Genomic DNA, 22,243 nt, shown 5'->3' with positions numbered 1-22,243 from the left:
GCGCGCTGTGTCGTTTTGACACGTTGATTCTTACGGGCAAGCTTTCGCAGTTGCGAAGGCCGGGACTTGATGCAGTCCCGGCCAACGCTGCTTCAGCATTAAACGAAAGTCTTATTCTGCAGCTTCTTCAGTGGGTTGTTCGATCTGATCGGCCAGGAAGCCGCCTGATTGGCGGTTCCAGAGGTCGGCATAGACGCCGCCCCTGGCGACCAGTTCGCCATGCGTCCCGGTCTCGATGATCCGCCCCTTGTCGAGGACCACGAGCCGGTCCATCTGGGTCAGCGTCGACAACCGGTGCGCGATCGCGATCACCGTCTTGCCTTCCATCAGCGAGAACAGGCTTTCCTGGATCGCCGCTTCGACTTCGGAATCGAGCGCCGACGTCGCCTCGTCGAGGATCAGGATCGGCGCGTTCTTGAGGAACACGCGGGCGATCGCGATACGCTGCCGCTGGCCGCCGGAAAGCTTCACGCCGCGCTCGCCGACCTGTGCGTCGAGACCGGAGCGGCCCTGCATGTCGACGAGCCCTTCGATGAAGTCCCAGGCATTGGCCCGCTTCGCCGCCTCGATCACCTCCGCATCGCTCGCCTCCGGCCGGCCATAGGCGATGTTGTCGCGGATCGAGCGGTGCAGGAGCGAGGTGTCCTGCGTCACCACGCCGATCGAAGAACGCAGGCTGTCCTGCGTCACCGCCGAAATGTCCTGGCCATCGATCGAGATACGACCGGTTTCCAGGTCGTAGAAACGCAGCAGAAGGTTCATCAGCGTCGTCTTGCCGGCGCCCGAGCGTCCCACCAGGCCGACCTTCTCGCCGGCCGCGATGGTAAGCGAGAAGTCTTCGATCACACCCTTCGACTTGCCGTAGTGGAAGCGCACGCGATCGTAGACGATCTCGCCGTTCTCAACGGTCAGCGCCTTGGATGCCTCGGCATCGACGATGTCGTGCGGCTTGGTCATCATGCCCATGCCGTCATAGACGGTGCCGATCTGCTCGAAGAGGGCCGCGACCTCCCACATGATCCAGTGGGACATGCCGCTGATGCGCATCGCAAGGCCGATGGCGACAGCGATCGCGCCGACCGAGATCGACCCGCCGAGCCAGAAGGCGATGCTGAGGCCCGCGATTGCAAAAAGCGCAACCGCATTGTTCACGTCGACGGCGATGTTGAGCAGGGTAAACTGACGCATCTGCCGGCGGACGGAATCGAGGAAGGTGTCCATGCCTTCGCGCGCATAAACCTCCTCACGGCCGGAATGGGAAAACAGCTTCACGGTCGCGATGTTGGTGTAGCTGTCGACGACGCGGCCGGTCATCAGCGAGCGCGCGTCTGCCTGCTCGCTCGAAAGCTTGCGTAGCCTCGGCAGGAAACTCCCGAGGATCGTGATATAGAGCACGATCCACAGGACGAGCGGCACGGCAAGCCGCCAGTCGACGGATGCCACCAGCGTCACCATGGAGATGAAGAAGGTGATGGCATAGACGAAGACGTCGATAAGCTTCATGGCCGTTTCGCGCACGGCAAGCGAGGTCTGCATGACCTTGGTGGCCACGCGCCCGGCAAACTCGTTGGCGAAGAAGGTCATCGAGTGGCGCAGCAGGAAGCGGTGCATCTGCCAGCGGGCGATCATCGGGAAATTGCCGGCGAGCACCTGGTGCATGACCACGCTGTGAACGACGCCCACCAGCGGTAGGCCGATCAGCACCAGCGCGCCCATCCAGACCAGCCGCCCGCCCTCCGTCGCGAGGAAGGTGGTCGGGTCGGTCTTGGACAACCAGTCGACGATATTGCCGAGAAACTGGTAGAGCACCACCTCGCCGACCGCGATCAGGCCCGAGCAGAGCCCAAGCAGCAGCAGCCATGGCGCGGCGGACCGGGTATAGTGCCAGCAAAAGGCCACCAGCCCCTTCGGCGGCAGCGCCGGCGCTTCGGCCGGAAAGGGATTGAGACGGCTTTCGAACCACGAAAACATGGAAAGACTCCGGATAAAACGTGGCCCGCTCCAAATGATGGAACCGCGACGCGGATCCCGGCGGGCGAAAGATCAGATCTAAGGCCGCAATCCGGCCGCAGGGCGATTCAAGAAAGTCAGCTTGGGAAGAAAGGCGAAGTCGCCCTCACGCAGCCTGCAAGAAATGCGGGACCGGAAGGCGCGTCATACCATTTGATGTCATCGAAGCCTCCCTTGTTGCGTGTTGAAGATGATCGTCTTCTAGACCGACATTTCTGCCTTGAAAAGCGTCAAACCGGCAAATTTCCGTGATCGAACGCCTCTGTTGCCCGAAGACAACAACGCCCGGGCTGGTTTCCACCCCTTGAGCCGGGCCGCCACCCCGCGCTAGGAAGGGCGATGACCGCGCTTCGCATCGCCCTTTACCAGCCCGACATTCCCGGCAACACCGGCACGATCCTCAGGCTCGCCGCCTGCCTCGGCCTCGGCGTCGACATCATCGAACCCGCCGGCTTCGACATTTCCGACCGTAACCTCAAGCGCGCCGGCATGGACTACCTCGCGAGCGTCACGCTCCAGCGCCACGTCAATTTCGAGCACTTCGAGGAATGGCGGGCAGCATCCGGCCGGAGACTGATCCTGGCCTCGACCCGGGCAGCCATGCGCTACACCGAAGTCGCCTACCGCCCCGACGACATCCTGCTTTTCGGCCGCGAAAGCGCCGGAGTGCCGGACCATGTCCACGACCGCGCCGATGCCCGCGTCCTCATCCCGATGATCGAGGGCCAGCGCTCCATCAATGTTGCGATGTCGGCGGCGATGATCGCCGGCGAGGCCCTGCGGCAGACCACCTGACGGGAAAGACGTCCGACGGCTTTCTCTCCCGTGGCGGCCCTCCATCACCTGGACGTCGTCAAACCGCGCTAGAATGCAGCGGTCCGCCGCCGACACCCTTTGGTTACATCTGCAACTGCGGCATGATGCCCCCGGCCTCTCTCCGCATTTGCTAATTCTACCGATGGATGCTATGTTGCAACGCAGCAAAAACCGGGAGACGATCGATGTTCGAGACCGCATTCGCCCTGAGTTTGACCCAGTTTGCCAGGACGCTCAGCTTCCCCGAGAGGCTTCAGCACCGTCCCGCGCGCAATGCCGCGCTTGAGCCGTGGCGCCTGCGCAATACGGGTCTGGATGCCCTCTTTTATGACGTGCGGGCCCTCACCGCCGAAGAAACCTTCTACGTCAGCGACGCGCTGGCCTCGGAAGGCCTGATCATGATCGTCCCGCCGAGCGGCGGCCCGATGCTGACGCTGTGCGACAGCGTCGACGAATACAAGCTGCGCGGCGGCCGCGACGTGCATGCCATGGCGGTCGCAGGCGTCGGCGGTTCGGCGATCGGTGCCGCCGCCTTCGCCCGAAACGTCGCCGACGCGATCGGCGCACCCGTCGCCGCCGTCGTGTCCGGCTACGGCCTTGGCGATATCATCAACGAGACCATGGGCGGTTCCTTCTTCTTCGGCTGGCTCGGCCACATGCGCAACGACCTCGAGGTGATCGACGACGTCGTCGGCCGCCCGCGCCTCGGCGCCTATGAGGACCGCCACAAGCTGGCGCTGAAGCCCCATCCGAGCTGCCTCGACACCGACACGGTGGAGACCCTGCTCGCCGACCCGGATCTCTCCTTCACCCTGCTCGCCGGCCATTCCCGCGGCAATCGCGTTCTGTCCGAGGCTCTTTATTCGATCAAGGAAGAGGCGCCGAAGCGCATGCGGGCCTTGGCGCCCGGCCTGAAGATTGTCACCTTCGGCGGCCGCATCACCATGCCGCCGGATTGCCGAGACGTGGTGGATGTCATCGGCGAGCTCGACTGGTTCGGCGAAATGAACTCCCGGCCCCAGATCGACAGCGATATCCGCGTGCCGCTGGCCGGTCATTCGACCAACACCGACTTTGCCGCCTCGCTCCAGGTCACCCGTATCATCAAGGAGATCCTGGCCCGGGGCACAACCGCCGCTGAACCGCCCTCGCCCGAAGCCGTCCCTGGGCCGGTGGAAGCCTTGGTGACCACGCTCCCGGTCCCGGCGCCCGCAGACGTCGGCAAGGAAGTGGCGGAACCGGCCGCAGCCGCGCCACTGCCTGAAGTCGCCGGCACGCCCGAGCTTGCGGCATCACCCGAGCCGGAAGCCCCAGTGGCCGAAGTCGACGCGGAAACCCCGCAAGTCGTGTCGGAAGAGGCGGACGCCCTCGCCGCCACCCCGGCGGCCACGGCAGCACCCGTCGAAACCGCAGATGTACCGCCGCCGAGCGAAATCCTCGCACCCAGCGCGCCGATCCGCCCCGCGCCGAAGAAGTCTGGCATCGCACCACGCGGACCCTCCCGGCCGAAAGGCTCCGGCCGTCGCTGACCGCGACGGCCCTGCGGGCGGTGATCGCTTGAAAGCAGGAGTTGCGGCGATCTAGTCGGCCGAAGGCAGCCTGCGCATGGTGAACTCGATCCGGTCGCCATCGAGCTGGCGCCAGCTTTCCACTTCCGTCCAGTAGGCGGCCTTCGGAAAACTGTCGAACCATTCGCGTGCCTTGGCCCGCGCTTCATCTCGCGTGAGGCAGAAGGTCTCCCGGACGAAATGCGCGCCATCGCGCGCGCCCTTCGCCTGACGCTGCTGGGCGATCCGTCTCTTGAGGCCGTCCAGCGGCGGCGGACCCGGTATCTTCGTCATGAAACACCTCGATGCCCTCAAAATAGGGGCGCAGCCGCGGATTTGCGAGTCGAATCTGGGGGACGGCCCTGCCCTTCGTCTGGTTGAGGCGGGATCGACCTGCTAATTGCGGAATTTGAAAGAGGCGCCGAGTCGCCGTCCATGGGCCTAGCCCCGGGGGAAGGATGCAAAGACCTGATTTGCCGAAAGGCCTGCCGTTTGACATCGAGGACAAGAAGCTGGCCTCCCGCGCCTGGTTCGAGGGCCTGCGCGACACCATCTGCGCGTCCTTCGAAGCGCTGGAAGACGAGCTGACCGGCCCGCTGGCCGACCAGAGGCCCGGCCGTTTCGTCGGCAAGGACTGGCTGCGCGACGGCGGGGCCGGCGGCGGCGGGCGGATGTCGATGATGGAAGGCCGCGTCTTCGAGAAGGTCGGCGTCCATACCTCCACCGTCCACGGCGAGTTTTCGCCCGAATTCCGCAAGACCATGCCCGGCGCGGAAGAAGATCCCCGTTTCTGGGCTTCCGGCATTTCCCTGATCGCCCATCCGGTCAATCCGAACGTCCCGACCGTGCACATGAACACCCGCATGGTCGTAACCACCAGCCAGTGGTTCGGCGGCGGTGCGGACCTCACCCCGATGCTCGACCGTCGACGCACGCAGGACGATCCCGACACCCGCCTGTTCCACCGCGCGATGGAGATCACGTGCGGTCGCCACGCCGCCGTCGCGGACTATCCGAAATTCAAGGCCTGGTGCGACGAATACTTCTTCCTGCCCCACCGCAACGAAGCCCGCGGCATCGGCGGCATCTTCTTCGACTGGCTGCATTCGCCGGAAGAGGCTGGCGGCTGGAATGCCGACTTCGCGCTTGTTCAGGATGTCGGCCGCGCTTTCAACCTCGTCTATCCGAAGATCGTGCGGTCGAACTTCAATCTGCCCTGGACCGAGGAGGACCGGGACGAACAGCTCGTGCGGCGCGGCCGCTATGTCGAGTTCAACCTGCTCTACGACCGCGGCACGATCTTCGGCCTGAAGACGGGCGGAAACGTCGAGTCCATTCTCTCCTCCTTGCCGCCGGTGGTGCGCTGGCCCTGACGGCGTTCGCGTCCCGGGAACCGCTCGTCGATATCCACAGCCAGAAGCGTCACCTGGGCCGCAAATTGCCCCAAAGCGTCGCAGCCCGGGTGCGACATCGAATTGCATTTGGAATGTGGTTTTGCCGTGTTATCGTCTCGTCCGTTACGAATGGAGGAGATTGCGATGGCATACCCGAGCAGCATTCCACCCCACACTCCCGCTTCGACCGAGCGCGTTCTCAACACCCCCGAATTCATTGACAGGCTGGCAGAGGAACTGAGGGCATCGAGCGACGTCGACCTGCCCCACAGCTATTTCGTCGAACAGGTCCGGCTCGGCCTTGCCGATCACGACCTGACAGATCTGGCTGCGGCCAACGACGTCGAAGGCCTCTCCCGCAAATTCCCGCCACAAGCCAACGGTACGGTCTTCCGTGCCTGGGCCATGCCCGAGTAAAGCAATCCGCATCGCTCTAAAGCAGCATCAAGGACCGGCCTCACGGCCGGTCTCGACCGCTCCTGAGTTTGGCTGTTTTCGGCTTTCGTGATAGTCTCGCCATCGCTGTAACAAGTCGAAGAGGAGAACGACATGAAACAGTTCGAATGTGGTTCACTGGTCCCTGGCTGCCCTTGGCACACGCGGGCCGAGGAGGAAGCCGAAGTCGTCCGCCGTGCCGTCGAGCACATGCGGACCTCCCATGGCGAAACGGTCATCCGCGAAAACATGGTTGACAACATCAAGGCCCGGATCACCGACCAGGCAAACGCCGCCTGACATGCGACGGCGCCCCCGGCGCCGTCTGGAGAGCTGCCGAGCACAGACCTGCCGGCCCTGCGGGGACGGCAAACGAATTCTTCATTCGGCGCAAGGACTTATAGCGGCCGGATGAATCAGTTCCGCAAGCACTTGAATCAGTTTCTGATGAGATCCTGAAGCCGGGCGAGAAGCTTCGCCCGGTCGAAGGAAAAGTTCGAGTTGACCCATTCCTGTTCGAGCGCCTTCAGCGTCTCGCCGACGGCGGGACCTGGCTCGACGCCGCCCGCCAGGACGTCCGCCCCGCTCAGCGGGAAGACCGGGCGTTCAAACCGTTCGGCCCGCTGAAGCAGCACCGACAGCCTGCCCGCCTGCGCCATGGCCTTCGCATCGCCCTCGGCCGCCGCCCGGGCATAGGCCAGATCGATCTTCAGCGCGGTAACGATGCCCTCCTTGCCACCTCGATAGAGTTCCCGGTCGAAGGCGACGTCGGAGCCGTCCGGATTGGGCTTTGGCGCCCGGGCATAGCGATCGAGATAGGCAGCCTCCGCATTCGACAGGCGCAGCCGTTGCGCGAGCGCCGCCACCCGCTCGGCATCCTTCGGCACGATCGACGCCAGCCGCAGCAATGGATCGGGCCGCCAGCCGAGCGCCTGCTCGGTCGCCACCAGCGCCGGGATCGCGTCGATGCCCCACTTTTCGGTTTCCGGCAGGATCGCGGAGAGCACGCCCGACTGACGCATCCACAGAAGCGCCCGGCCGGGATCGCGTGCCGAGAGCAGCTTCTTGGTTTCGGCCCAGACCCGCTCGGCCGACAGCGTCGAGAGCTTGGAAACCGCCCGCGCGCAGGCCTTCAGGCCCGCCGCATCCGGTCGCCCGCCGCCATAGTGGGCGAAGAAGCGGAAGAAGCGCAGGACGCGCAGGTAGTCCTCGGCGATCCGCATTTCGGCGTCGCCGATGAAGCGCACGGTCTTCGTCTCGATGTCCGGCAGACCGCCGACGAGGTCGATCACCTGTCCGTCCGCGCCGGCATAGAGCGCATTGATCGTCAGGTCGCGCCGCTCGGCATCCTCCTGCCAGTCCTGCCCGAAGGCCACTTTGGCGCGCCGCCCGTCGGTTTCGACGTCGCGGCGAAGCGTCGTCACCTCATAACCCTTGCCGTCGATCACCAGCGTCACTGTGCCGTGGTCGATGCCGGTCGGCACGGCCTTGATGCCAGCCGCCTTCGCCCGTGTGACAACGGTTTCGGGCTCGAGCGTCGTCGCCAGGTCGATGTCGCCGACCGGCAGCCCCATCAGGCTGTTGCGCACCGCGCCTCCGACCACCCGCACCTCTCCGCCATCGGCGTTGAGCAGCGCGAAGAGCCGCTGCAGCCCCGGTTCGCGGAACCAGCTCTCGTTCGACAGGTCGGTCATGCATAGAGCCTTTCGTAAAGCGTCCGGATGATCCCGGCGGTAATGCCCCAGATATAACGTTCGCCGTAGGGCATCACGTAGAAATGCCGGACGATCCCCTGCCAGGTGCGGCTGTCGCGCTGGTGGTTCTCCGGGTTCATCAGGAAGGAGAGCGGCACCTCGAAGACCGCATCGACCTCTTCCGGATTGGGCGTGATGGTGAAGCCGCGCCGCACGACCGAGAGCACCGGGACGATGCGGAAACCCGTCCCTGCCAGATATTGCGGCAACCGCCCGACGGTCTCGACGAAATCCGGATGAAGACCGATCTCCTCCTGCGCCTCGCGCAGTGCGGCAACCTCGGGCGAAGGATCGCCATCGTCGATCCCGCCGCCGGGAAAGGCGACCTGGCCGGAATGCTTCCGGAGCTTCGCGGTGCGCTGGGTGAGGATCACCTTGGCCCCGTCCGGATCGTCCACCACCGGGACCAGCACGGCGGCGTCCTTCAGTTTCAGCCCCTCGACCTCGACGAGGCTTTCCGGGTTCAGCACATGGTCGCCATGGTCGCGCCAGGCATGTTCGATCGGCGCGCCGATCTGGTTCAGCGCCCGGTGGCGGAAGTCCGCGGCTGAGAAATCGGTAAAATTCATTGCGACAGCCGGTCCAGCTCGGCCGCCGGCATGACAGGGAAGAGCGCGCCGCCGGAGCGCACGGCGAACATCTCGGTTCCGTCGATCTCGACCGTCTCGCCGAGTTCCACGAGATCATACATCACGGCGCGCGTCACCAGCGCCTCCAGCCGCCCGCGAACATGCAGGTAAGGCTTGAGCTCGTGGTTCTCGCCATGGATCACGAAGCGCAGCGCATGGTCTGCTCCCGCCTCGACGAGGTCGCCGACATTGGTGCGGAAGGTGAGGACCTGCTCCCCGTCCCGCGCCGTGACACTCATCTCAACGGCGAGAAAGGGAGCGTCCTCGACGCGGATTCCGACTTTCTCCACAGGCGTGACGAGGTAGGTCTTGCCGTCGGCATCCTTGCGCAGCACCGTCGAAAACAGCCGGACCAGCGGCGCGCGGCCGATCGGCGTACCCATGTAGAACCACGTGCCGTCGGCGCGGATTTCCATGTCCAGATCCCCACAAAACGGGGGTTCCCAGCGATCGACGGGCGGCAGCGTCGGCTTGCCGCCGGCCGTCTGCGCCGCCGCGCGCGAAATCATCGCCGCCAGTCCGGCCGCATCCGTCGTCGCCTTCAGCGTCTCGCCTGCCATCTTTGCGTCCCGGTTGGTCCCTATTCGGTGTCGTGTCACGAGATAGTCATTTGAAACGCGCTTGTCAGCCGCCCTTTGGGGAATAAGTTAGGCCTGAGGGCCGCGGTCGGAAAGAGCTTCCGATTCGGCAGCGATGGCGAAACCAGATGGAGAAGACCATGGGCATGATGCCGACCCCGGATGCGGCGCTTGACGAGAAGGCGATCGTCGAGGCCGCCGAAAAGGCGCTGGCCGACATCGCCGCCGTCAGGCAGGCCGTGTCACGCGTGATCTTCGGTCAGGAAAAGGTCGTCGAGAACACCCTTCTCGCCATCCTGTCGGGCGGCCACGCGCTGCTCGTCGGCGTGCCGGGGCTCGCCAAGACCAAGCTCGTGACCACGCTCGGCACCGTACTCGGTCTCGATGCCAACCGCATCCAGTTCACGCCCGACCTGATGCCCTCCGACATTCTCGGCACCGAGGTCATGGACCAGGACGAGAACGGCCGGCGTTCCTTCCGCTTCGTCAAAGGCCCCGTCTTCGCCCAGCTTCTGATGGCCGACGAAATCAACCGCGCCAGCCCGCGCACGCAGTCGGCGCTCTTGCAGTCGATGCAGGAATACCACGTGACGATCGCCGGCCGGCCCTATGATCTCCCGGCCCCCTTCCACGTGCTGGCAACCCAGAACCCGCTCGAACAGGAAGGCACCTATCCGCTGCCGGAAGCCCAGCTCGACCGTTTCCTGCTGCAAGTCGACGTCGGTTATCCCGAACTCGCCGCCGAACGACAGATCCTGCTCGAGACCACTGGCGTCAGCGAGCAGAAGGCCGTGAGCGTCGTCGATGCCGCCCGCCTACTCGAAATCCAGAAGCTCATCCGCCAGATGCCGGTTTCCGACAGCGTGGTGGACGCCATCCTCTCCCTCGTCAGGTCGGCCCGCCCCGGCCACGGCAATGCGGATACCGACAAGTCCGTCGCCTGGGGTCCGGGTCCCCGCGCCGGTCAGGCGCTGATGCTCTGCGCTCGCGCCCGCGCCCTCTATGAAGGCCGCCTCGCCCCCTCGCTCGACGACGTCCATGCTCTCGCCGAACCCGTGCTCGAACACCGCATGGCGCTCACCTTCGCCGCCCGCGCCGAAGGCATGTCGGTGCGCGACGTGATCGCCAATCTCGTCAGGCAGGCGCGCGGCTGATGACCGGAAAGGCGATGCAACCGTGGCAAGCATAGGCCAGATCGTCGAGCAGACCTCCGCCAGCGACGCGCTGACACGCGCCCGCCAGCGTGCGGTTCTGGTGCCCGACTGCATGGTCGAAGCCCGCCGCATCGCCAACACGGTGATCGCCGGCTGGCACGGTCGCCGCAAGCGCGGCATCGGCGAGAATTTCTGGCAGTTCCGCCCCTATGCCGAGGGTGAGAGTTTCGCCCGCATCGACTGGCGTCGTTCGGCCCGCGACGACCACACCTATATCCGCGACCGCGAATGGGAGGCCGCCCACACCGTCTGGCTCTGGGCCGACATGTCCCCGTCGATGATGTACAAGTCGACGCTCGGCATGGTCTCGAAGGAAAGCCGTGCGCTGGTTCTGATGCTGGCGCTCGCCGAAATCCTGGCACGATCCGGTGAACGCATTGGCTGCCCGGGCGTGATGGAGCCGGTGGCCGCCCGCAACGCCGCCGAACGGCTGGCGACAGCAATCATACATGCGCCGCTATCCGACGGCCTGCCGGACACCACCATGATCCGCGGCACGAGCGACATCGTGCTGATCGGCGATTTCCTCGATGACGCCGACCGCATCATGGAAAAGATCGCGCCGCTCGCCCGCCGCGGCCTGCGAGGCCATGTGGTCGAGATCGCAGACCCCGCGGAAGAGACCTTCCCCTATTCAGGACGCACCGAATTCACCGATCCGGAAACCGGTGAAAAGCTTGTCTCCGGCCGCGCAGAGGGGCTGCGTGACGACTACCGCCGCGCCTATCTCGCCCGCCGCGAAAACCTCGGCGAACAGCTGCGCCGTCTCGGCTGGAGCTTCGTCCACCACGGCACGGACCGGCTCGCCTCCGAGGCGCTGGTCGCGGTCCACATGTATCTCTCCGGTACGCCGCCGCTCGTGAGCCGGAGCGTGCCGGCATGAACGCGCTCCCGATCGCCTTCGCCGCCCCCGCCGTGCTGATTGCCCTGGCCGTGCTGCCGCTGATCTGGTGGCTGCTGAAGCTCACCCCGCCGAGGCCGAAGAGCGAAGTCTTCCCGCCGCTGCGCATCCTCGCCAGCGTGTTGAAGCGCGACGAGACGCCGTCGAAGAGCCCGTGGTGGCTGACCCTGCTGCGCATGCTTCTCGCAGCCCTGGTGATCTTCGCCCTCGCCGATCCGGTCCTCAACCCGCGGAATGCCTCCCTTTCCGGCGATGGCCCGCTGGTGCTGGTCGTCGACAATGGCTGGGCCACCGTCTCCGACTGGGACCGGCGGGTTGCAACCGCCGAGGCGCTGATCGGCGACGCGAGCGAACGCGACCTGCCGGTGTCGATCGTCTTCACCGCCGATGCCTCCCACGACGCCGTGCCGGCCGGCGCGGCCAAGGCGCTCGAACGCCTGCGTGCGGCCCGGCCGAAACCGCTGCGTCCGGATCGTGCCCGGGCGATCGAGGCGACCTCCGCCGCCCTCGGCGGAACCCGCCCCGGGACGCTCGTCTATCTCTCCGATGGCATTGCCGCCGACGACAAGGAACGGCTGCTGTCCGACCTTGCAGCCCTTTCGCCGGCGCAGCTCCGGCTGATCGAGGGAGACAAGACCGCCGCGACTGCCATCACGGCGGCGGCCAACGGCGCCGATGCCCTGACGGTCACGGTCTCGCGACTGGATGGCGGCGAGGCCCGCAGCCTGATCGTCGACGCCCAGGACCGGCAGGGCCGCGTCATCGCCTCCGGCACCGTGAATTTCCCCGCGGACAAGACGCTGGCGACCGGCGAGGTCGCCGCTCCCTTCGAACTGCGCAACGACTTCGCGCGGCTCTCGATTGCCGGCCTTGCCAGCGCCGGTTCCACCCACCTGCTCGACGACGGTTTCCGCCGCCGCCGCGTGGCCTTGCTTTCCGGCGATGTCGGCGATGCCTTCCAGCCGCTGCTGTCGCCGCTCTACTACATCGAGCGGGCGATCGCCCCTTACGCCGACCTCTTGAAGCCGGGCGTGCCCGATCTCGCTGTCTCGATCCCGGAGATCCTCGCGCAAAAACCGTCCGCCATCGTCATGGCCGATATCGGCCGCCTTCCGGCCGACGTCTACGAACCGCTGCAGCGCTGGATCAACCAGGGCGGAACGCTGATCCGCTTTGCCGGTCCGCGCCTCGCCGCCGCCCCCGTCAACGATCCGCTGGTGCCCGTCATCCTGCGCCAGGGCGAACGCGAACTCGGCGGCGCGCTCTCCTGGGCGGAACCGCAGCCGCTTGCCGACTTCCCCAAGTTCGGCCCCTTCGCCGGCATGGCCCGCCCCGAAGGCGTGCTGATCAAGCGCCAGGTCCTGGCCGAGCCGACGCCGGATCTCGCCGAACGCACCTGGGCGAGCCTCGCCGACGGAACCCCGCTCGTCACGGTCAAGGAAAATGGTGCCGGCCGCGTCGTGCTCTTCCATGTCAGCGCCGAGGCGACGTGGTCGGACCTGCCGATCTCGGGCGAATTCGTCGAAATGCTGCGCCGGATCGTCCAGCTTTCCCGCGTCGGCACCGCCGCATCCTCGCCGGATGCCTCAGCCCGCGCGACGCTTGCCCCCTTCCGGCTGCTGGACGAACGCGGCGCCCTGATCGCCGATCCGGGCAATGCGCGGCCGCTCGACATCGGTCCGGCAAGGCCCGCGGCTGCCACCTTCGACAATCCGCCCGGCCTCTATGGCACCGAAGACGGATTTGCCGCGCTCAACCTGCTGCCCGCCGGCGCGGAGCTCAAGCCCCTGAACACCGAGGCCCCGATGGCGATTGCCCGTGAACCGCTCGTCGGTACCGCCGCCACCCCACTCAAACCCGCGCTGTTGAGCCTGGCCTTCCTGCTGCTCGTCGTCGACAGCCTCGTCGTGCTGTTCATGGGCGGAGCCTTTGCGCGGCTGCCGCGCCGCACCGCCGGGACCGTCGTGCTCGCCCTGGCGACCCTCAGCCTCGGCTTTCCCGCCGACCGCGCAGTGGCCGACGACGCAAAGCCCGGTGACGAGGTCATCTTCGAACGCCTCGACAACACCCATCTCGCCTATGTCGTGACCGGCGAGGACGAGGTCGACCGCCTCTCCGAAAACGGCCTGCGCGGCCTCACCGATTTCCTTACCTACCGCACCACGCTGGAACCCGCCCCGCCGGTCGGGCTCGACATCACCAAGGACGAGTTGTCCTTCTACCCGATCATCTTCTGGCCGATCTCGGCGACCGCGCCGATGCCGTCCGCCGCCGCGATCAGCCGCATCGACGCCTATATGCGCGCCGGCGGCACCGTCCTGTTCGACACCCGCGACCAGTTCTCGGCGCTTGGTGACACCGATGGGCCAAGCGCCAACGGCGAGCGCCTGCAGGCGATCCTCGCCAACATCGACATTCCGCCGCTGGAGCCGGTGCCCGCCGACCACGTGCTGACCCGCTCCTTCTATCTGCTGAGCAATTTCCCCGGCCGCTATACCGGAAGCCCGCTCTGGGTCGAGGCCCGCCAGGAAGCCAAGACCACCAACAGCGGTGTCGTCTCCTCCGGCGACGGGGTTTCGCCGATCCTGATCACCGGCAACGACATGCTCGGCGCTTGGGCGGTCGACGGCAACGGCGCCCCCCTGATGCCGACCGTGCCGCCGGACGAGACGCAACGGGAAATGTCCTTCCGCTCCGGCGTCAACATCATGATGTACATGCTGACCGGCAACTACAAGGCCGACCAGGTGCATGTGCCGGCCCTGCTCGAACGGTTGGGGCAGTGACATGACGCTCGAATTCGCCCCCTTCGTCCCGTGGTTCGTGCTTCTCGGCTTGGCACTCGTCGCGCTGATCCTGGCGACCGCGGGCTTTGCCCGCCGCATCCGGGGCACTGCGGTCCGTCTCGCCGCCTCGGCGGCCGTGCTCGCAGCCCTTGCCAATCCCCTGCTGATGCAGGAGGACCGCGAGCCGCTTTCCACCGTCGTGCCGGTTGTCGTCGACCGCAGCCAGAGCCAGGAAACGCCGGAGCGCGTGGCGATGACCGATGCCGCCCTTGCCGGACTGAAGGATCGGCTTTCGCGTTTCGGCCGCATCGAGCCGCGCATTGTCGAGGTGAAGGATCCGGCGACCTCCGACGCCCCCTCCACCCGCCTCTTTGAAGCCCTCGCCTCGGCCATCGCCGACGTCCCGCCCGCCAGGATCGGCGGCGCGGTCTTCCTGACCGACGGTCAGGTTCACGACATTCCGCAGAGTGCTGAAGCCCTCGGCTTCGACGCCCCCGTCCATTCCCTGATCACCGGTCGTGCCGACGAGTTCGACCGGCGGATCGAAGTGCTGCGCGCGCCGCGCTTCGGCATCGTCGGCGAGGAACAGGAACTGGCGCTCCGCGTCTTCGACGACGGCCGTCGCACCGACACGCCGGCAACCGTAACCGTGCGGATGAACGGCGAGGAGATCGCGACGCTGAACGCCGTCCCGGGTGCCGAGACGCCGTTCAGCTTCAAGGTCCCGCGCGGCGGCGCCAATGTGCTGGAGTTCGAGGTCGCCGCGACGCCCGGCGAAGTGACCGAGGTCAACAACAAGGCTATTCACCTGATCGAGGGTATTCGCGAGAACCTGCGCGTCCTGCTGGTCTCCGGCGAGCCCCATGCCGGCGAGCGCGCCTGGCGTAACCTGTTGAAGTCGGATGCCGCCGTCGACCTCGTGCATTTCACCATTCTGAGACCGCCGGAAAAGCAGGACGGCACGCCGATCAACGAACTGTCGCTGATCGCCTTCCCGACCCGCGAGCTCTTCGTCGAGAAGATCAACGACTTCGACCTGATCATCTTCGACCGCTACCAGCACCGCGGCGTGCTGCCGATTCTCTATTACGACTACATCGCCGAATACGTGAAGAAGGGCGGCGCGTTGCTGATCGCCGCCGGCCCCGAACATGCGAGCGAGGATTCGATCGCCATCACGCCGCTCTCCGCGGTCCTGCCCGCCGCCCCCACCGGCGAGGTGCACCAGGCGGCCTTCTATCCGCGCCTGTCCGACCAGGGCAAGCGCCACCCCGTCACCCGCGGCCTCGACGGCTCGACCGACGAGCCGCCGCAGTGGGGCCGCTGGTTCCGTAGCGTCGACGTCGACCCGCCGCGCGGCGAGACCGTGATGACCGCCGCCGACGGCCGCCCCCTGCTGGTCCTCGACCGCGCCGAGGAAGGCCGCGTCGCCATGCTTCTCTCCGACCAGGGCTGGCTCTGGGCCCGCGGTTTCGAAGGCGGCGGCCCGCATGTCTCGCTCTATCGCCGCATCGCCCACTGGCTGATGAAGGAACCGGAACTCGAGGAAGAGGCCTTGAAGGCCCGCGCCTCCGGCCGCACGCTCGAGGTGACCCGCCAGACCATCGGCGGCGATCCGGGTGTCGCCACCGTGCGCTATCCCTCCGGCAAGACCGAAGCGCTGCCGCTCGCCGAAACCGCCCCCGGCCTCTATCGCGCCGAAAAACGCATGGACGAGACCGGGCTCTTCACCATCTCCAATGGCGAGTTTTCCACGCTCGTCCATGTCGGCGCAGTCGATGCGCCGGAATTCAAGGCCATGGTCTCGACGCTCGACACGCTGAAACCGCTGGCCACGGAGACGAAGGGCCACCTCGCCCGCCTCGACGACGGCAATGGCGGCATCCGCCTGCCCGACATCCTGCCCGTGCGCGGCGCCGTCCGCCTCGCCGATGACAGCCGGCTCCTCGTCCGCCTGACCGACGAAACCGTGCTGAAGGGCGTCAACACCCTGCCGCTCTTTGCCGGCTTCGCCGGACTGGCGGTGCTGCTGCTCGCGATCTCGGCGACGTGGTGGCGCGAGGGACGGTAGCAGGATAGCGGCGCCTTCAGCCGACGTGCCGACAGATTTCGGCCGGTTTCAACGTCGCTCCGCGTCAGCCTGACTTTGGCGGCAATACCGCCCGGAAGTCGCCATCGAGCAGGTGCTGGAAGGGACGCGGCTGCAGTTTGCCCGGATTGGCATACGGATTTCCGAAGGCGAAGATAAAGAACAGGATCACGCCGGAATAGGCCCCGAACAGGCTGAGCAGAACGAGGTGTGTCCGAGACGGTCGATAGATGTAGAAGGCCGCAGAGACGATAACCAGGCCGATGAGCGCGGGCGCCCAGAACAGCCCGGAAAAACGGTTCATCGACGGCGCCTCGCGCAATTGCCGATATTTTGCAATCGCCGACGCCCTCTCCTTCATCCTCGCGCTGAGATAGCGCTCGCGTTCGCTGACCGGCGTGAGATCCAGGATGGTGTCATACACCCCCTCCCACGCCTGCCATGCCTTGGGCGAAAGCCCCTCATGGCGCGCCAGCCGGCCCCATTCCTCGTCGACGACCACGGCGACATAATGCGCAAGGCCCTGCTGGACCTCGAGCGTCACCGGCCCGCCATAGCGCCGGACGTCGTTGAAGACATCCGAGATCGCCACGGCCTCGTCGATCAGATTGGATCGAACCGCCTTGTAGTCGTCGAGTTCCTGGGCATAGACGAGGCCGAGGATGAGGCTGTGCAGCGTCGCCACCCGGACGGCGACGCTTCCGGCGACTTCCAGTGTCCGATCCCCCTCGTTGCCCGGATGCAGCAGCTTTCGCGCAACGAAATAGCTTGCGAGGACGATGCCGATGGTCAGGACGACGAACCCGATGCCGCTGGCCGCCGAAGTGAAATAGTCGATCAGTGTTTCCATGGCGGCAACATGATCGAAAGCTGATGAACGTTCAATGCCTGCAGATCATCGCTGGCGTGACCTTTCGCGATCATGTCGCCATGGGCGCCAAAAGTCTCGCCGGGTATGTTGAAAAAAGGTCAGCATAGGTCAGAATTGGAGTGGAGAGTGCCTCACGCGGCCACTCACACCTCTCGCTATTCTTCGTAAGGCTCGCAATGATCACTTATTGCTGCTGGAGTAATACCATGACAAAAGCACGGCTCAATGAAGGATCAAGTGGAACTTGGACGGTGCGCGACTCGCGCAGCGGGCATTTTGTAGAAGTGCGAGGTGCGAACTCCATGAAATCCTCTCAGTTGCCGCTGAAAGACAGCATCGACTTAACCAAGCCGATTGCCGAGCAGGTTCTCAAAGATCGGCCAACAAAGACGCCTACCCGACCCGCCAAGAGCTGAGCCGTGGCGGGCGCACTTCTCGACACTCACGCGCTCTACTGGCTGGTTACGGCCGCGAGCACACTGTCAGAGGAAGCCCTTGTGGCCATTGGTCAAAACCAGATCACGCAGACCCTTTACGTCTCCCCAATCACGGCTTGGGAGCTGACGATTGCATCTCGCAAACCAGTCCACAAGGATCCACCGAACCTCGGTGGAGGTTCCCCCTCAAAATGGTTCTCAGCCTCGGTGGCAGCTTCTGGAGCAAAGATCATCCCGATCCGACAGAAGATCGCCTGCGAGGCCGCTGCGTGGTTGACGTCACCGGGCATCGGGATCCGGGCGACTGTTTCTTGATTGCGACAGCCAGAGCGAAAGGAGTTCCGATCATTACGCGTGACACCATATTGCGGGAACTCGCGTCGCCTGACTATTTAGACGTCATCGTATGCTGACTCATTCGCTTCGCCGCGACTGTAATTCCTGGTTCCCCATGCCCAACGAACTCCCCCTCTCCGACACCGTCCCCGATGACGCCCGCGACGTGATCCGCAAGGGCATCCTCGACTTTAACACCGACATGCTCGGCCCGACCGACCGCAAGAACCTCTTCATCCCCCTGACGGACGAGGACGGAAAGGTCGATGGCGGCCTGATCGGCTATACCGGGCGCGGCTGGCTCTACACGGAAATGCTGTTCGTGCCCGAGCGCCTGCGGGGGACAGGCACCGCCGGGCGACTGTTGCAGGCGGCGGAGGACGAGGCGAAGGCGCGCGGTTGCAAGGGTGCCTATATCGACACGATCAATCCCGACGCCCGCCGCGCCTATCAGAGGCAGGGCTACGAGATCTGCGGAGCGATAGACAATTTTACCGGCGACTACGCGATCACCTGGCTCAAGAAGCTTTTCTGAGCGCGCCTTCGGCGGCCGCGGCCTTGGCCTCGTCAGCCCGCCACGCGATCACGCCGTTGAGACGTTCGTGCACGTCTTCGCCGAGCGGTACGACCAGAACCCGGGCCGGATCGACCGGGCCCGGAAACTCCAGCGCCTTCCAGGCCACCTTCTCGAAGCCGAGCGGCATGTAGTAAGGCGGATCGCCGATCAGGATGACGGCCTCGGAGCCCGCCCGCCGGGCGGCGTCGATGGCAATCCTGACCAGCTCGCGGCCGATGCCCCGGTTCTTGTGCGACGGCCGGACCGCCAGTGGTCCGAGCAGATGGCCCTTGACCGAACCAGCCGTCACCGGGGTCATGCGGACGGAAGCGATCGTCTCGCCATCGTCGGCGCAGATGAAGGAGAGGTGCCGGTCATGTGGCCCCTGCTCGCGGATCCGCGCAGCGGCGCGGGTGAACCGGCCGGGGCCGAAAGCTTCTTCGTTGATGTGCTCGATGACCGCGTCGTGCGACGCATCCTCGGTGAGGTAGACAAGGTCGTGATTTTTCATGGAATGACCGAACCAGAAGACAGACGTAGATATGGGTTCTCGATGACGCCGAAAGGGCGTTCGGGAAGCATCAGCGTCGTCGCAGGGTCCGTGGTGCGGTCATGAAAAAGGGTTATCCTTGTTAAGCGGGAATCCGGATAGCAGCATTTTTTCGGCCCGTCCAATGGAAAAACGCACTGTTCAATCATTCGCATCTCCCAATCTGGGCCGTGAGGCGTATGTGATTAGGCAGAAAATGAACACCAATGGGGAGAATGCCGATGGGCATGCTCGTTGAGGGCGTCTGGCACGACGTCTGGTATGACACGAAATCGACCGCCGGCCATTTCAAGCGTTCGCAGGCGCAGTTCCGCAACTGGGTGACCGCCGATGGCTCCGCCGGACCGACCGGCCGTAGCGGCTTCAAGGCCGAGGCGGGCCGCTATCATCTCTACGTCTCGCTGGCCTGTCCCTGGGCCCATCGCACGCTGATCTTCCGCAAGCTGAAGGGCCTCGAGGACCTGATCTCGCTCTCGATCGTCGATCCGCTGATGGTGGAAAACGGCTGGGAGTTCCACGACCGCGATGGCGCGACCGTCGATCATCTCTTCGGCTCGGACTACCTCTACCAGATCTACCTGAAGGCCGATCCGGCCTACTCCGGCCGCGTCACCGTGCCGGTCTTGTGGGACAAGCAGACCGGCACGATCGTCTCGAACGAATCGGCCGACATCATCCGCATGTTCAACACCGCCTTCGACGGCCTGACCGGCTCCGCACTCGACCTGTCGCCGCTCGCGCTGCGCGAGGAAATGGACGCCCTCAATGCCCGCGTCTACGACCGGGTCAACAACGGCGTCTACAAGGCCGGTTTCGCCACGACCCAGGAAGCCTATGAAAGTGCGGTCTATCCGCTCTTCGCCATGCTCGACGAACTGGAAGAACGGCTCTCCGGCCAGCGCTACCTGTTCGGCGACGCCATGACCGAGGCCGACTGGCGGCTGTTCACCACGCTCATCCGTTTCGATCCGGTCTATGTCGGCCATTTCAAGTGCAACATCCGCCGCATCGCCGACTATCCGACCCTTTCGGCCTATGTGCGCGACCTCTACCAGACGCCGGGCGTGGCCGGAACGGTCGACTTCCACCACATCAAGCATCACTACTACCGCAGCCACAAGACGATCAATCCGACCGGCATCGTACCCGCCGGACCGGAACTGGATCTCGACCGGCCTCACGGACGGGAAGGTCTCTCAGCGCAGGCGGACGTCACCAGATATCGGCAGGCGTAACCGTCCCGCTCAGTTCGAGCAGCCGTCGCCGCGTGGCGGCGGTCACCTCGTCCGGCAGATCGGCGGGATCGAAGAAGCCGCATTCGACGATCTCGCGATCGGCAAGGCGCGGCGCCGTCTGCACGACCTGAGCCTTGTAGAGCAGCACATGGTCGCGCTGGCTGATGCGGCTGTTGAAGTAGACATGGAAGAGTTCGGGCCGGGCGGTGAGCATCAGGTTCCCCTCCTCGCGCAACTCCTTTTCGAGCGCCTGAAGCGCGGTTTCGCGCCGCTCCACCCCGCCGCCCGGCATGTACCAGCCCGGAACATAGGAATGGCGCACCAGGAAGACCTTGCCCTCCTCGTTGAAACAGGCGGCCCGCACGCCGAGCGTCATGCCACGCGATACGGCAAAATAGCCGTGCAGAATCCGGACGAGCAGACTGCGTCCACCCGTCAGCCTCTCATCCCTGTCGCCCGACTGGCTCATTCTTCTTGCTCCTGTCGCACCGCGCCTTTAAGACAAGCGCCATGTTCAAGCTCGCGCATATATCCGACGTCCATCTGGGCCCATTGCCAAATCTGACGTTTCGCGAACTCGCCTCCAAGCGCATCACCGGATATGTGAACTGGCACCGTAACCGGCGCAAGCACCTTTTCGCCAACGCGCTGGACCTCGTCATCGAAGGCATCCGCGAACAGGCGCCCGACCATCTCGCCATCACCGGCGACCTCGTCAACCTCGCCTCCGGCATCGAGATCCGGCTTGCCGCCGAATGGCTGCGCCGCACCGGCGCGCCCCTCGACACCTCCGTCGTGCCCGGCAATCACGACGCCTATGTTCCCGGCGCCCACGACAAGGCGGTACAGGCCTGGTACGACTACTTGCGCGGCGACGACGACCCGCTGATCTGGAAGGAAGGCTACAAGCTCTTCCCCTATATCCGCCGGCGCGGCCCGGTGGCGATGATCGGCTGTTCCACCTCGATCGCCACGCCTCCCTTTTCGGCAACGGGCTATTTCAGTGCGCGCCAGGCGCGCGAAACCGTCGAGTTGCTAAAGGCAGCCGGCGAGGAAGGCCTCTTCCGCGTCGTCATGATCCACCATCCGCCGATCCGGGGTGCCGCGGCATCCCACAAGCGCATGATCGGCATCCGCCGTTTCGCGGCCGCAATCTCTTTGGGCGGCGCAGAACTCGTCTTGCACGGCCACACCCACCTCAACACCCTCTACTGGCTCGACAGTCACGGCAAGCGGGTCCCCGTCGTTGGCATATCTTCGGCCTCGCAGGGCCCGGGCGCCCACAAACCAGCTGCGGGTTTCAACCTCTTCTCGATCAGCGGCAAGCCGGGCGAGTGGCAGATGAAGTGGGACCGTTACGGCCTGTTCGACGCAGTGACCAAGCTGCGCCACGAACATCACCAGATGCTGATCGGCTAGCCACCGAGTCCGTTTCGCGCCCGGTGATAGGCGACGATCGCCTTCAGATTGTCGGAAAACACCGCTATCGCCGCCTGCGCCTCGCAGAGCCCGAAGCCCTTCCATCCCATCCGTTTGACCACGACCGGCTTGCAGATCCGGAAGAACACCGACTGGCCGAGCAGCGAAAACACCGTCAGCTCCAGCCCGGCGACGTTGTCCGGCCGGCCGACGGCTATGGCGAACAGTTCGCAGAAGCGGTCATGCAGGGGTTGCGCCATACGGTCATAGAGCAGCCCGTCGACCTCTCCCGGCATCACCAGTTCCCGCGTCATGAAATTGGAGATCTGGTCGGCGTCGGGTCGGGTCGAGCCGATGCGGATCAGGGTGCCGATCATGCCTTCGAGAAGGTTCAGTGCCTCGTCGGGCTTGAGATGGGGTGGCAGGGGCTGGCTGAAACCGGGGCCCAGCGCCTCGACGATGACCTCGATCACATATTCGACGCAGGCATTGCGCAGGCCCGGCTTGCCGCCGAAATGATAGGCGATGCTGCCGATATTGGCGGCCGCATGGTCGGCGATCTGGCGGGTCGATACCGCGTCATAGCCGTGGTTGCCGAAGAGCTCGAGCGCGGCAGAGACCAGCGACGCCCGCGTCGCCGCAGCACCCGATACCTGCCTGGCCATGAAACCACCCTCCCGAACCCT

23 protein-coding genes are annotated in these 22,243 nt (G+C 65.3%); 14 read left to right on the top strand and 9 right to left on the bottom strand.

Annotation, left to right across the window (positions count from 1 at the left end; genetic code table 11):
- Positions 1 to 111 precede the first annotated feature (111 nt).
- Positions 112 to 1,971 carry an ABC transporter ATP-binding protein gene (locus tag ACX93L_RS03325; RefSeq protein WP_459403519.1) on the bottom strand — a complete coding sequence of 620 codons (1,860 nt, stop codon included), beginning with the start codon at positions 1,969 to 1,971 and terminating at the stop codon, positions 112 to 114.
- Positions 1,972 to 2,349: 378 nt separating this feature from the next.
- Between ACX93L_RS03325 and ACX93L_RS03320 the strand changes: the two genes are divergently transcribed.
- Both ACX93L_RS03320 and ACX93L_RS03315 read left to right on the top strand, forming a co-directional pair.
- Positions 2,350 to 2,805, top strand: a complete 456-nt coding sequence (locus tag ACX93L_RS03320; RefSeq protein WP_459403518.1) for a tRNA (cytidine(34)-2'-O)-methyltransferase — start codon at positions 2,350 to 2,352, stop codon at positions 2,803 to 2,805.
- A 206-nt stretch (positions 2,806 to 3,011) separates the two neighbouring features.
- Complete coding sequence (locus tag ACX93L_RS03315; protein WP_459403517.1) at positions 3,012 to 4,355, top strand: cell envelope biogenesis protein OmpA; 1,344 nt, start codon at positions 3,012 to 3,014, stop codon at positions 4,353 to 4,355.
- 51 nt (positions 4,356 to 4,406) lie between these two features.
- Here the strand turns inward: ACX93L_RS03315 and ACX93L_RS03310 are convergent, their stop codons facing one another.
- On the bottom strand, positions 4,407 to 4,667 hold the full coding sequence (locus tag ACX93L_RS03310; RefSeq protein WP_459403516.1) for a hypothetical protein: 261 nt from the start codon (positions 4,665 to 4,667) through the stop codon (positions 4,407 to 4,409).
- A 164-nt stretch (positions 4,668 to 4,831) separates the two neighbouring features.
- On the opposite strand from ACX93L_RS03310, the gene hemF reads away from it, so the two are divergent.
- The 3 genes from hemF (at position 4,832) to ACX93L_RS03295 (ending at position 6,502) form a co-directional block, all read left to right on the top strand.
- On the top strand, positions 4,832 to 5,746 hold the full coding sequence (gene hemF / locus ACX93L_RS03305; protein ID WP_459403515.1) for an oxygen-dependent coproporphyrinogen oxidase: 915 nt from the start codon (positions 4,832 to 4,834) through the stop codon (positions 5,744 to 5,746).
- A 165-nt stretch (positions 5,747 to 5,911) separates the two neighbouring features.
- Positions 5,912 to 6,184: a hypothetical protein gene (locus ACX93L_RS03300; RefSeq protein ID WP_459403514.1), complete on the top strand. Its 273-nt coding sequence runs from the start codon at positions 5,912 to 5,914 to the stop codon at positions 6,182 to 6,184.
- A gap of 132 nt (positions 6,185 to 6,316) precedes the next feature.
- Positions 6,317 to 6,502: a DUF1059 domain-containing protein gene (locus ACX93L_RS03295; protein ID WP_459403513.1), complete on the top strand. Its 186-nt coding sequence runs from the start codon at positions 6,317 to 6,319 to the stop codon at positions 6,500 to 6,502.
- 137 nt (positions 6,503 to 6,639) lie between these two features.
- Here the strand turns inward: ACX93L_RS03295 and ACX93L_RS03290 are convergent, their stop codons facing one another.
- Genes ACX93L_RS03290 through ACX93L_RS03280 form a run of 3 tightly spaced genes read right to left on the bottom strand, consistent with a single transcriptional unit; the run spans position 6,640 to position 9,145 of the window.
- Positions 6,640 to 7,896 carry a CCA tRNA nucleotidyltransferase gene (locus ACX93L_RS03290; RefSeq protein ID WP_459403512.1) on the bottom strand — a complete coding sequence of 419 codons (1,257 nt, stop codon included), beginning with the start codon at positions 7,894 to 7,896 and terminating at the stop codon, positions 6,640 to 6,642.
- A complete protein-coding gene (locus ACX93L_RS03285; RefSeq protein ID WP_459403511.1) occupies positions 7,893 to 8,525 on the bottom strand; it encodes a CoA pyrophosphatase in 633 nt (210 codons plus the stop codon). The genes ACX93L_RS03290 and ACX93L_RS03285 overlap by 4 nt, the downstream gene beginning before the upstream one ends.
- The gene (locus tag ACX93L_RS03280; RefSeq protein WP_459403510.1) at positions 8,522 to 9,145 is read right to left on the bottom strand and encodes a DUF1285 domain-containing protein; all 624 of its coding nucleotides are present in this window, start codon (positions 9,143 to 9,145) and stop codon (positions 8,522 to 8,524) included. Before ACX93L_RS03280 ends, ACX93L_RS03285 begins: the two co-directional genes overlap by 4 nt.
- 158 nt (positions 9,146 to 9,303) lie before the next feature.
- Here ACX93L_RS03280 and ACX93L_RS03275 point away from each other — a divergent pair, with 158 nt between their 5' ends.
- The 4 genes from ACX93L_RS03275 to ACX93L_RS03260 are packed head-to-tail and all read left to right on the top strand — an operon-like array spanning position 9,304 to position 16,135.
- Positions 9,304 to 10,317, top strand: a complete 1,014-nt coding sequence (locus ACX93L_RS03275; protein WP_459404132.1) for an AAA family ATPase — start codon at positions 9,304 to 9,306, stop codon at positions 10,315 to 10,317.
- A 22-nt stretch (positions 10,318 to 10,339) separates the two neighbouring features.
- Positions 10,340 to 11,260, top strand: a complete 921-nt coding sequence (locus ACX93L_RS03270) for a DUF58 domain-containing protein (RefSeq protein WP_459403509.1) — start codon at positions 10,340 to 10,342, stop codon at positions 11,258 to 11,260.
- Positions 11,257 to 14,064 carry a DUF4159 domain-containing protein gene (locus ACX93L_RS03265; RefSeq protein WP_459403508.1) on the top strand — a complete coding sequence of 936 codons (2,808 nt, stop codon included), beginning with the start codon at positions 11,257 to 11,259 and terminating at the stop codon, positions 14,062 to 14,064. The genes ACX93L_RS03270 and ACX93L_RS03265 overlap by 4 nt, the downstream gene beginning before the upstream one ends.
- A gap of 1 nt (position 14,065) precedes the next feature.
- Positions 14,066 to 16,135 (top strand): hypothetical protein, encoded by a 2,070-nt coding sequence (locus tag ACX93L_RS03260; protein ID WP_459403507.1) that lies wholly within the window; start codon positions 14,066 to 14,068, stop codon positions 16,133 to 16,135.
- 64 nt (positions 16,136 to 16,199) lie between these two features.
- Here ACX93L_RS03260 and ACX93L_RS03255 read toward each other — a convergent pair whose 3' ends face one another.
- Positions 16,200 to 17,003, bottom strand: a complete 804-nt coding sequence (locus tag ACX93L_RS03255; protein WP_459403506.1) for a bestrophin-like domain — start codon at positions 17,001 to 17,003, stop codon at positions 16,200 to 16,202.
- Between the two features lie 227 nt (positions 17,004 to 17,230).
- Here ACX93L_RS03255 and ACX93L_RS03250 point away from each other — a divergent pair, with 227 nt between their 5' ends.
- From ACX93L_RS03250 to ACX93L_RS03240, 3 genes are all read left to right on the top strand, one after another.
- Positions 17,231 to 17,440, top strand: a complete 210-nt coding sequence (locus tag ACX93L_RS03250; RefSeq protein WP_459403505.1) for a hypothetical protein — start codon at positions 17,231 to 17,233, stop codon at positions 17,438 to 17,440.
- 3 nt (positions 17,441 to 17,443) lie between these two features.
- On the top strand, positions 17,444 to 17,776 hold the full coding sequence (locus tag ACX93L_RS03245) for a PIN domain-containing protein (RefSeq protein WP_459403504.1): 333 nt from the start codon (positions 17,444 to 17,446) through the stop codon (positions 17,774 to 17,776).
- A 136-nt stretch (positions 17,777 to 17,912) separates the two neighbouring features.
- A complete protein-coding gene (locus ACX93L_RS03240) occupies positions 17,913 to 18,332 on the top strand; it encodes a GNAT family N-acetyltransferase (RefSeq protein ID WP_459403503.1) in 420 nt (139 codons plus the stop codon).
- Here ACX93L_RS03240 and ACX93L_RS03235 read toward each other — a convergent pair.
- Positions 18,316 to 18,864, bottom strand: coding sequence for a GNAT family N-acetyltransferase (locus ACX93L_RS03235; RefSeq protein ID WP_459403502.1), 549 nt, complete (start codon positions 18,862 to 18,864; stop codon positions 18,316 to 18,318). The genes ACX93L_RS03240 and ACX93L_RS03235 overlap by 17 nt on opposite strands.
- Before the next feature lie 260 nt (positions 18,865 to 19,124).
- Between ACX93L_RS03235 and ACX93L_RS03230 the strand changes: the two genes are divergently transcribed.
- Positions 19,125 to 20,138: a glutathione S-transferase family protein gene (locus ACX93L_RS03230; RefSeq protein ID WP_459403501.1), complete on the top strand. Its 1,014-nt coding sequence runs from the start codon at positions 19,125 to 19,127 to the stop codon at positions 20,136 to 20,138.
- On the opposite strand, the gene ACX93L_RS03225 is transcribed toward ACX93L_RS03230, so the two are convergent.
- Positions 20,116 to 20,607, bottom strand: coding sequence for an NUDIX domain-containing protein (locus ACX93L_RS03225; protein WP_459403500.1), 492 nt, complete (start codon positions 20,605 to 20,607; stop codon positions 20,116 to 20,118). The two genes, ACX93L_RS03230 and ACX93L_RS03225, sit on opposite strands and share 23 nt — an antisense overlap.
- Before the next feature lie 41 nt (positions 20,608 to 20,648).
- Between ACX93L_RS03225 and ACX93L_RS03220 the strand changes: the two genes are divergently transcribed.
- Complete coding sequence (locus ACX93L_RS03220) at positions 20,649 to 21,557, top strand: metallophosphoesterase family protein (protein WP_459403499.1); 909 nt, start codon at positions 20,649 to 20,651, stop codon at positions 21,555 to 21,557.
- On the opposite strand, the gene ACX93L_RS03215 is transcribed toward ACX93L_RS03220, so the two are convergent.
- Positions 21,554 to 22,222, bottom strand: coding sequence for a CerR family C-terminal domain-containing protein (locus ACX93L_RS03215; RefSeq protein ID WP_459403498.1), 669 nt, complete (start codon positions 22,220 to 22,222; stop codon positions 21,554 to 21,556). The two genes, ACX93L_RS03220 and ACX93L_RS03215, sit on opposite strands and share 4 nt — an antisense overlap.
- Between the last annotated feature and the right edge of the window lie 21 nt (positions 22,223 to 22,243).

The organism is Rhizobium sp. CAU 1783, assembly GCF_054551725.1.
This window is presented reverse-complemented; position numbering and strand designations above follow the sequence as displayed.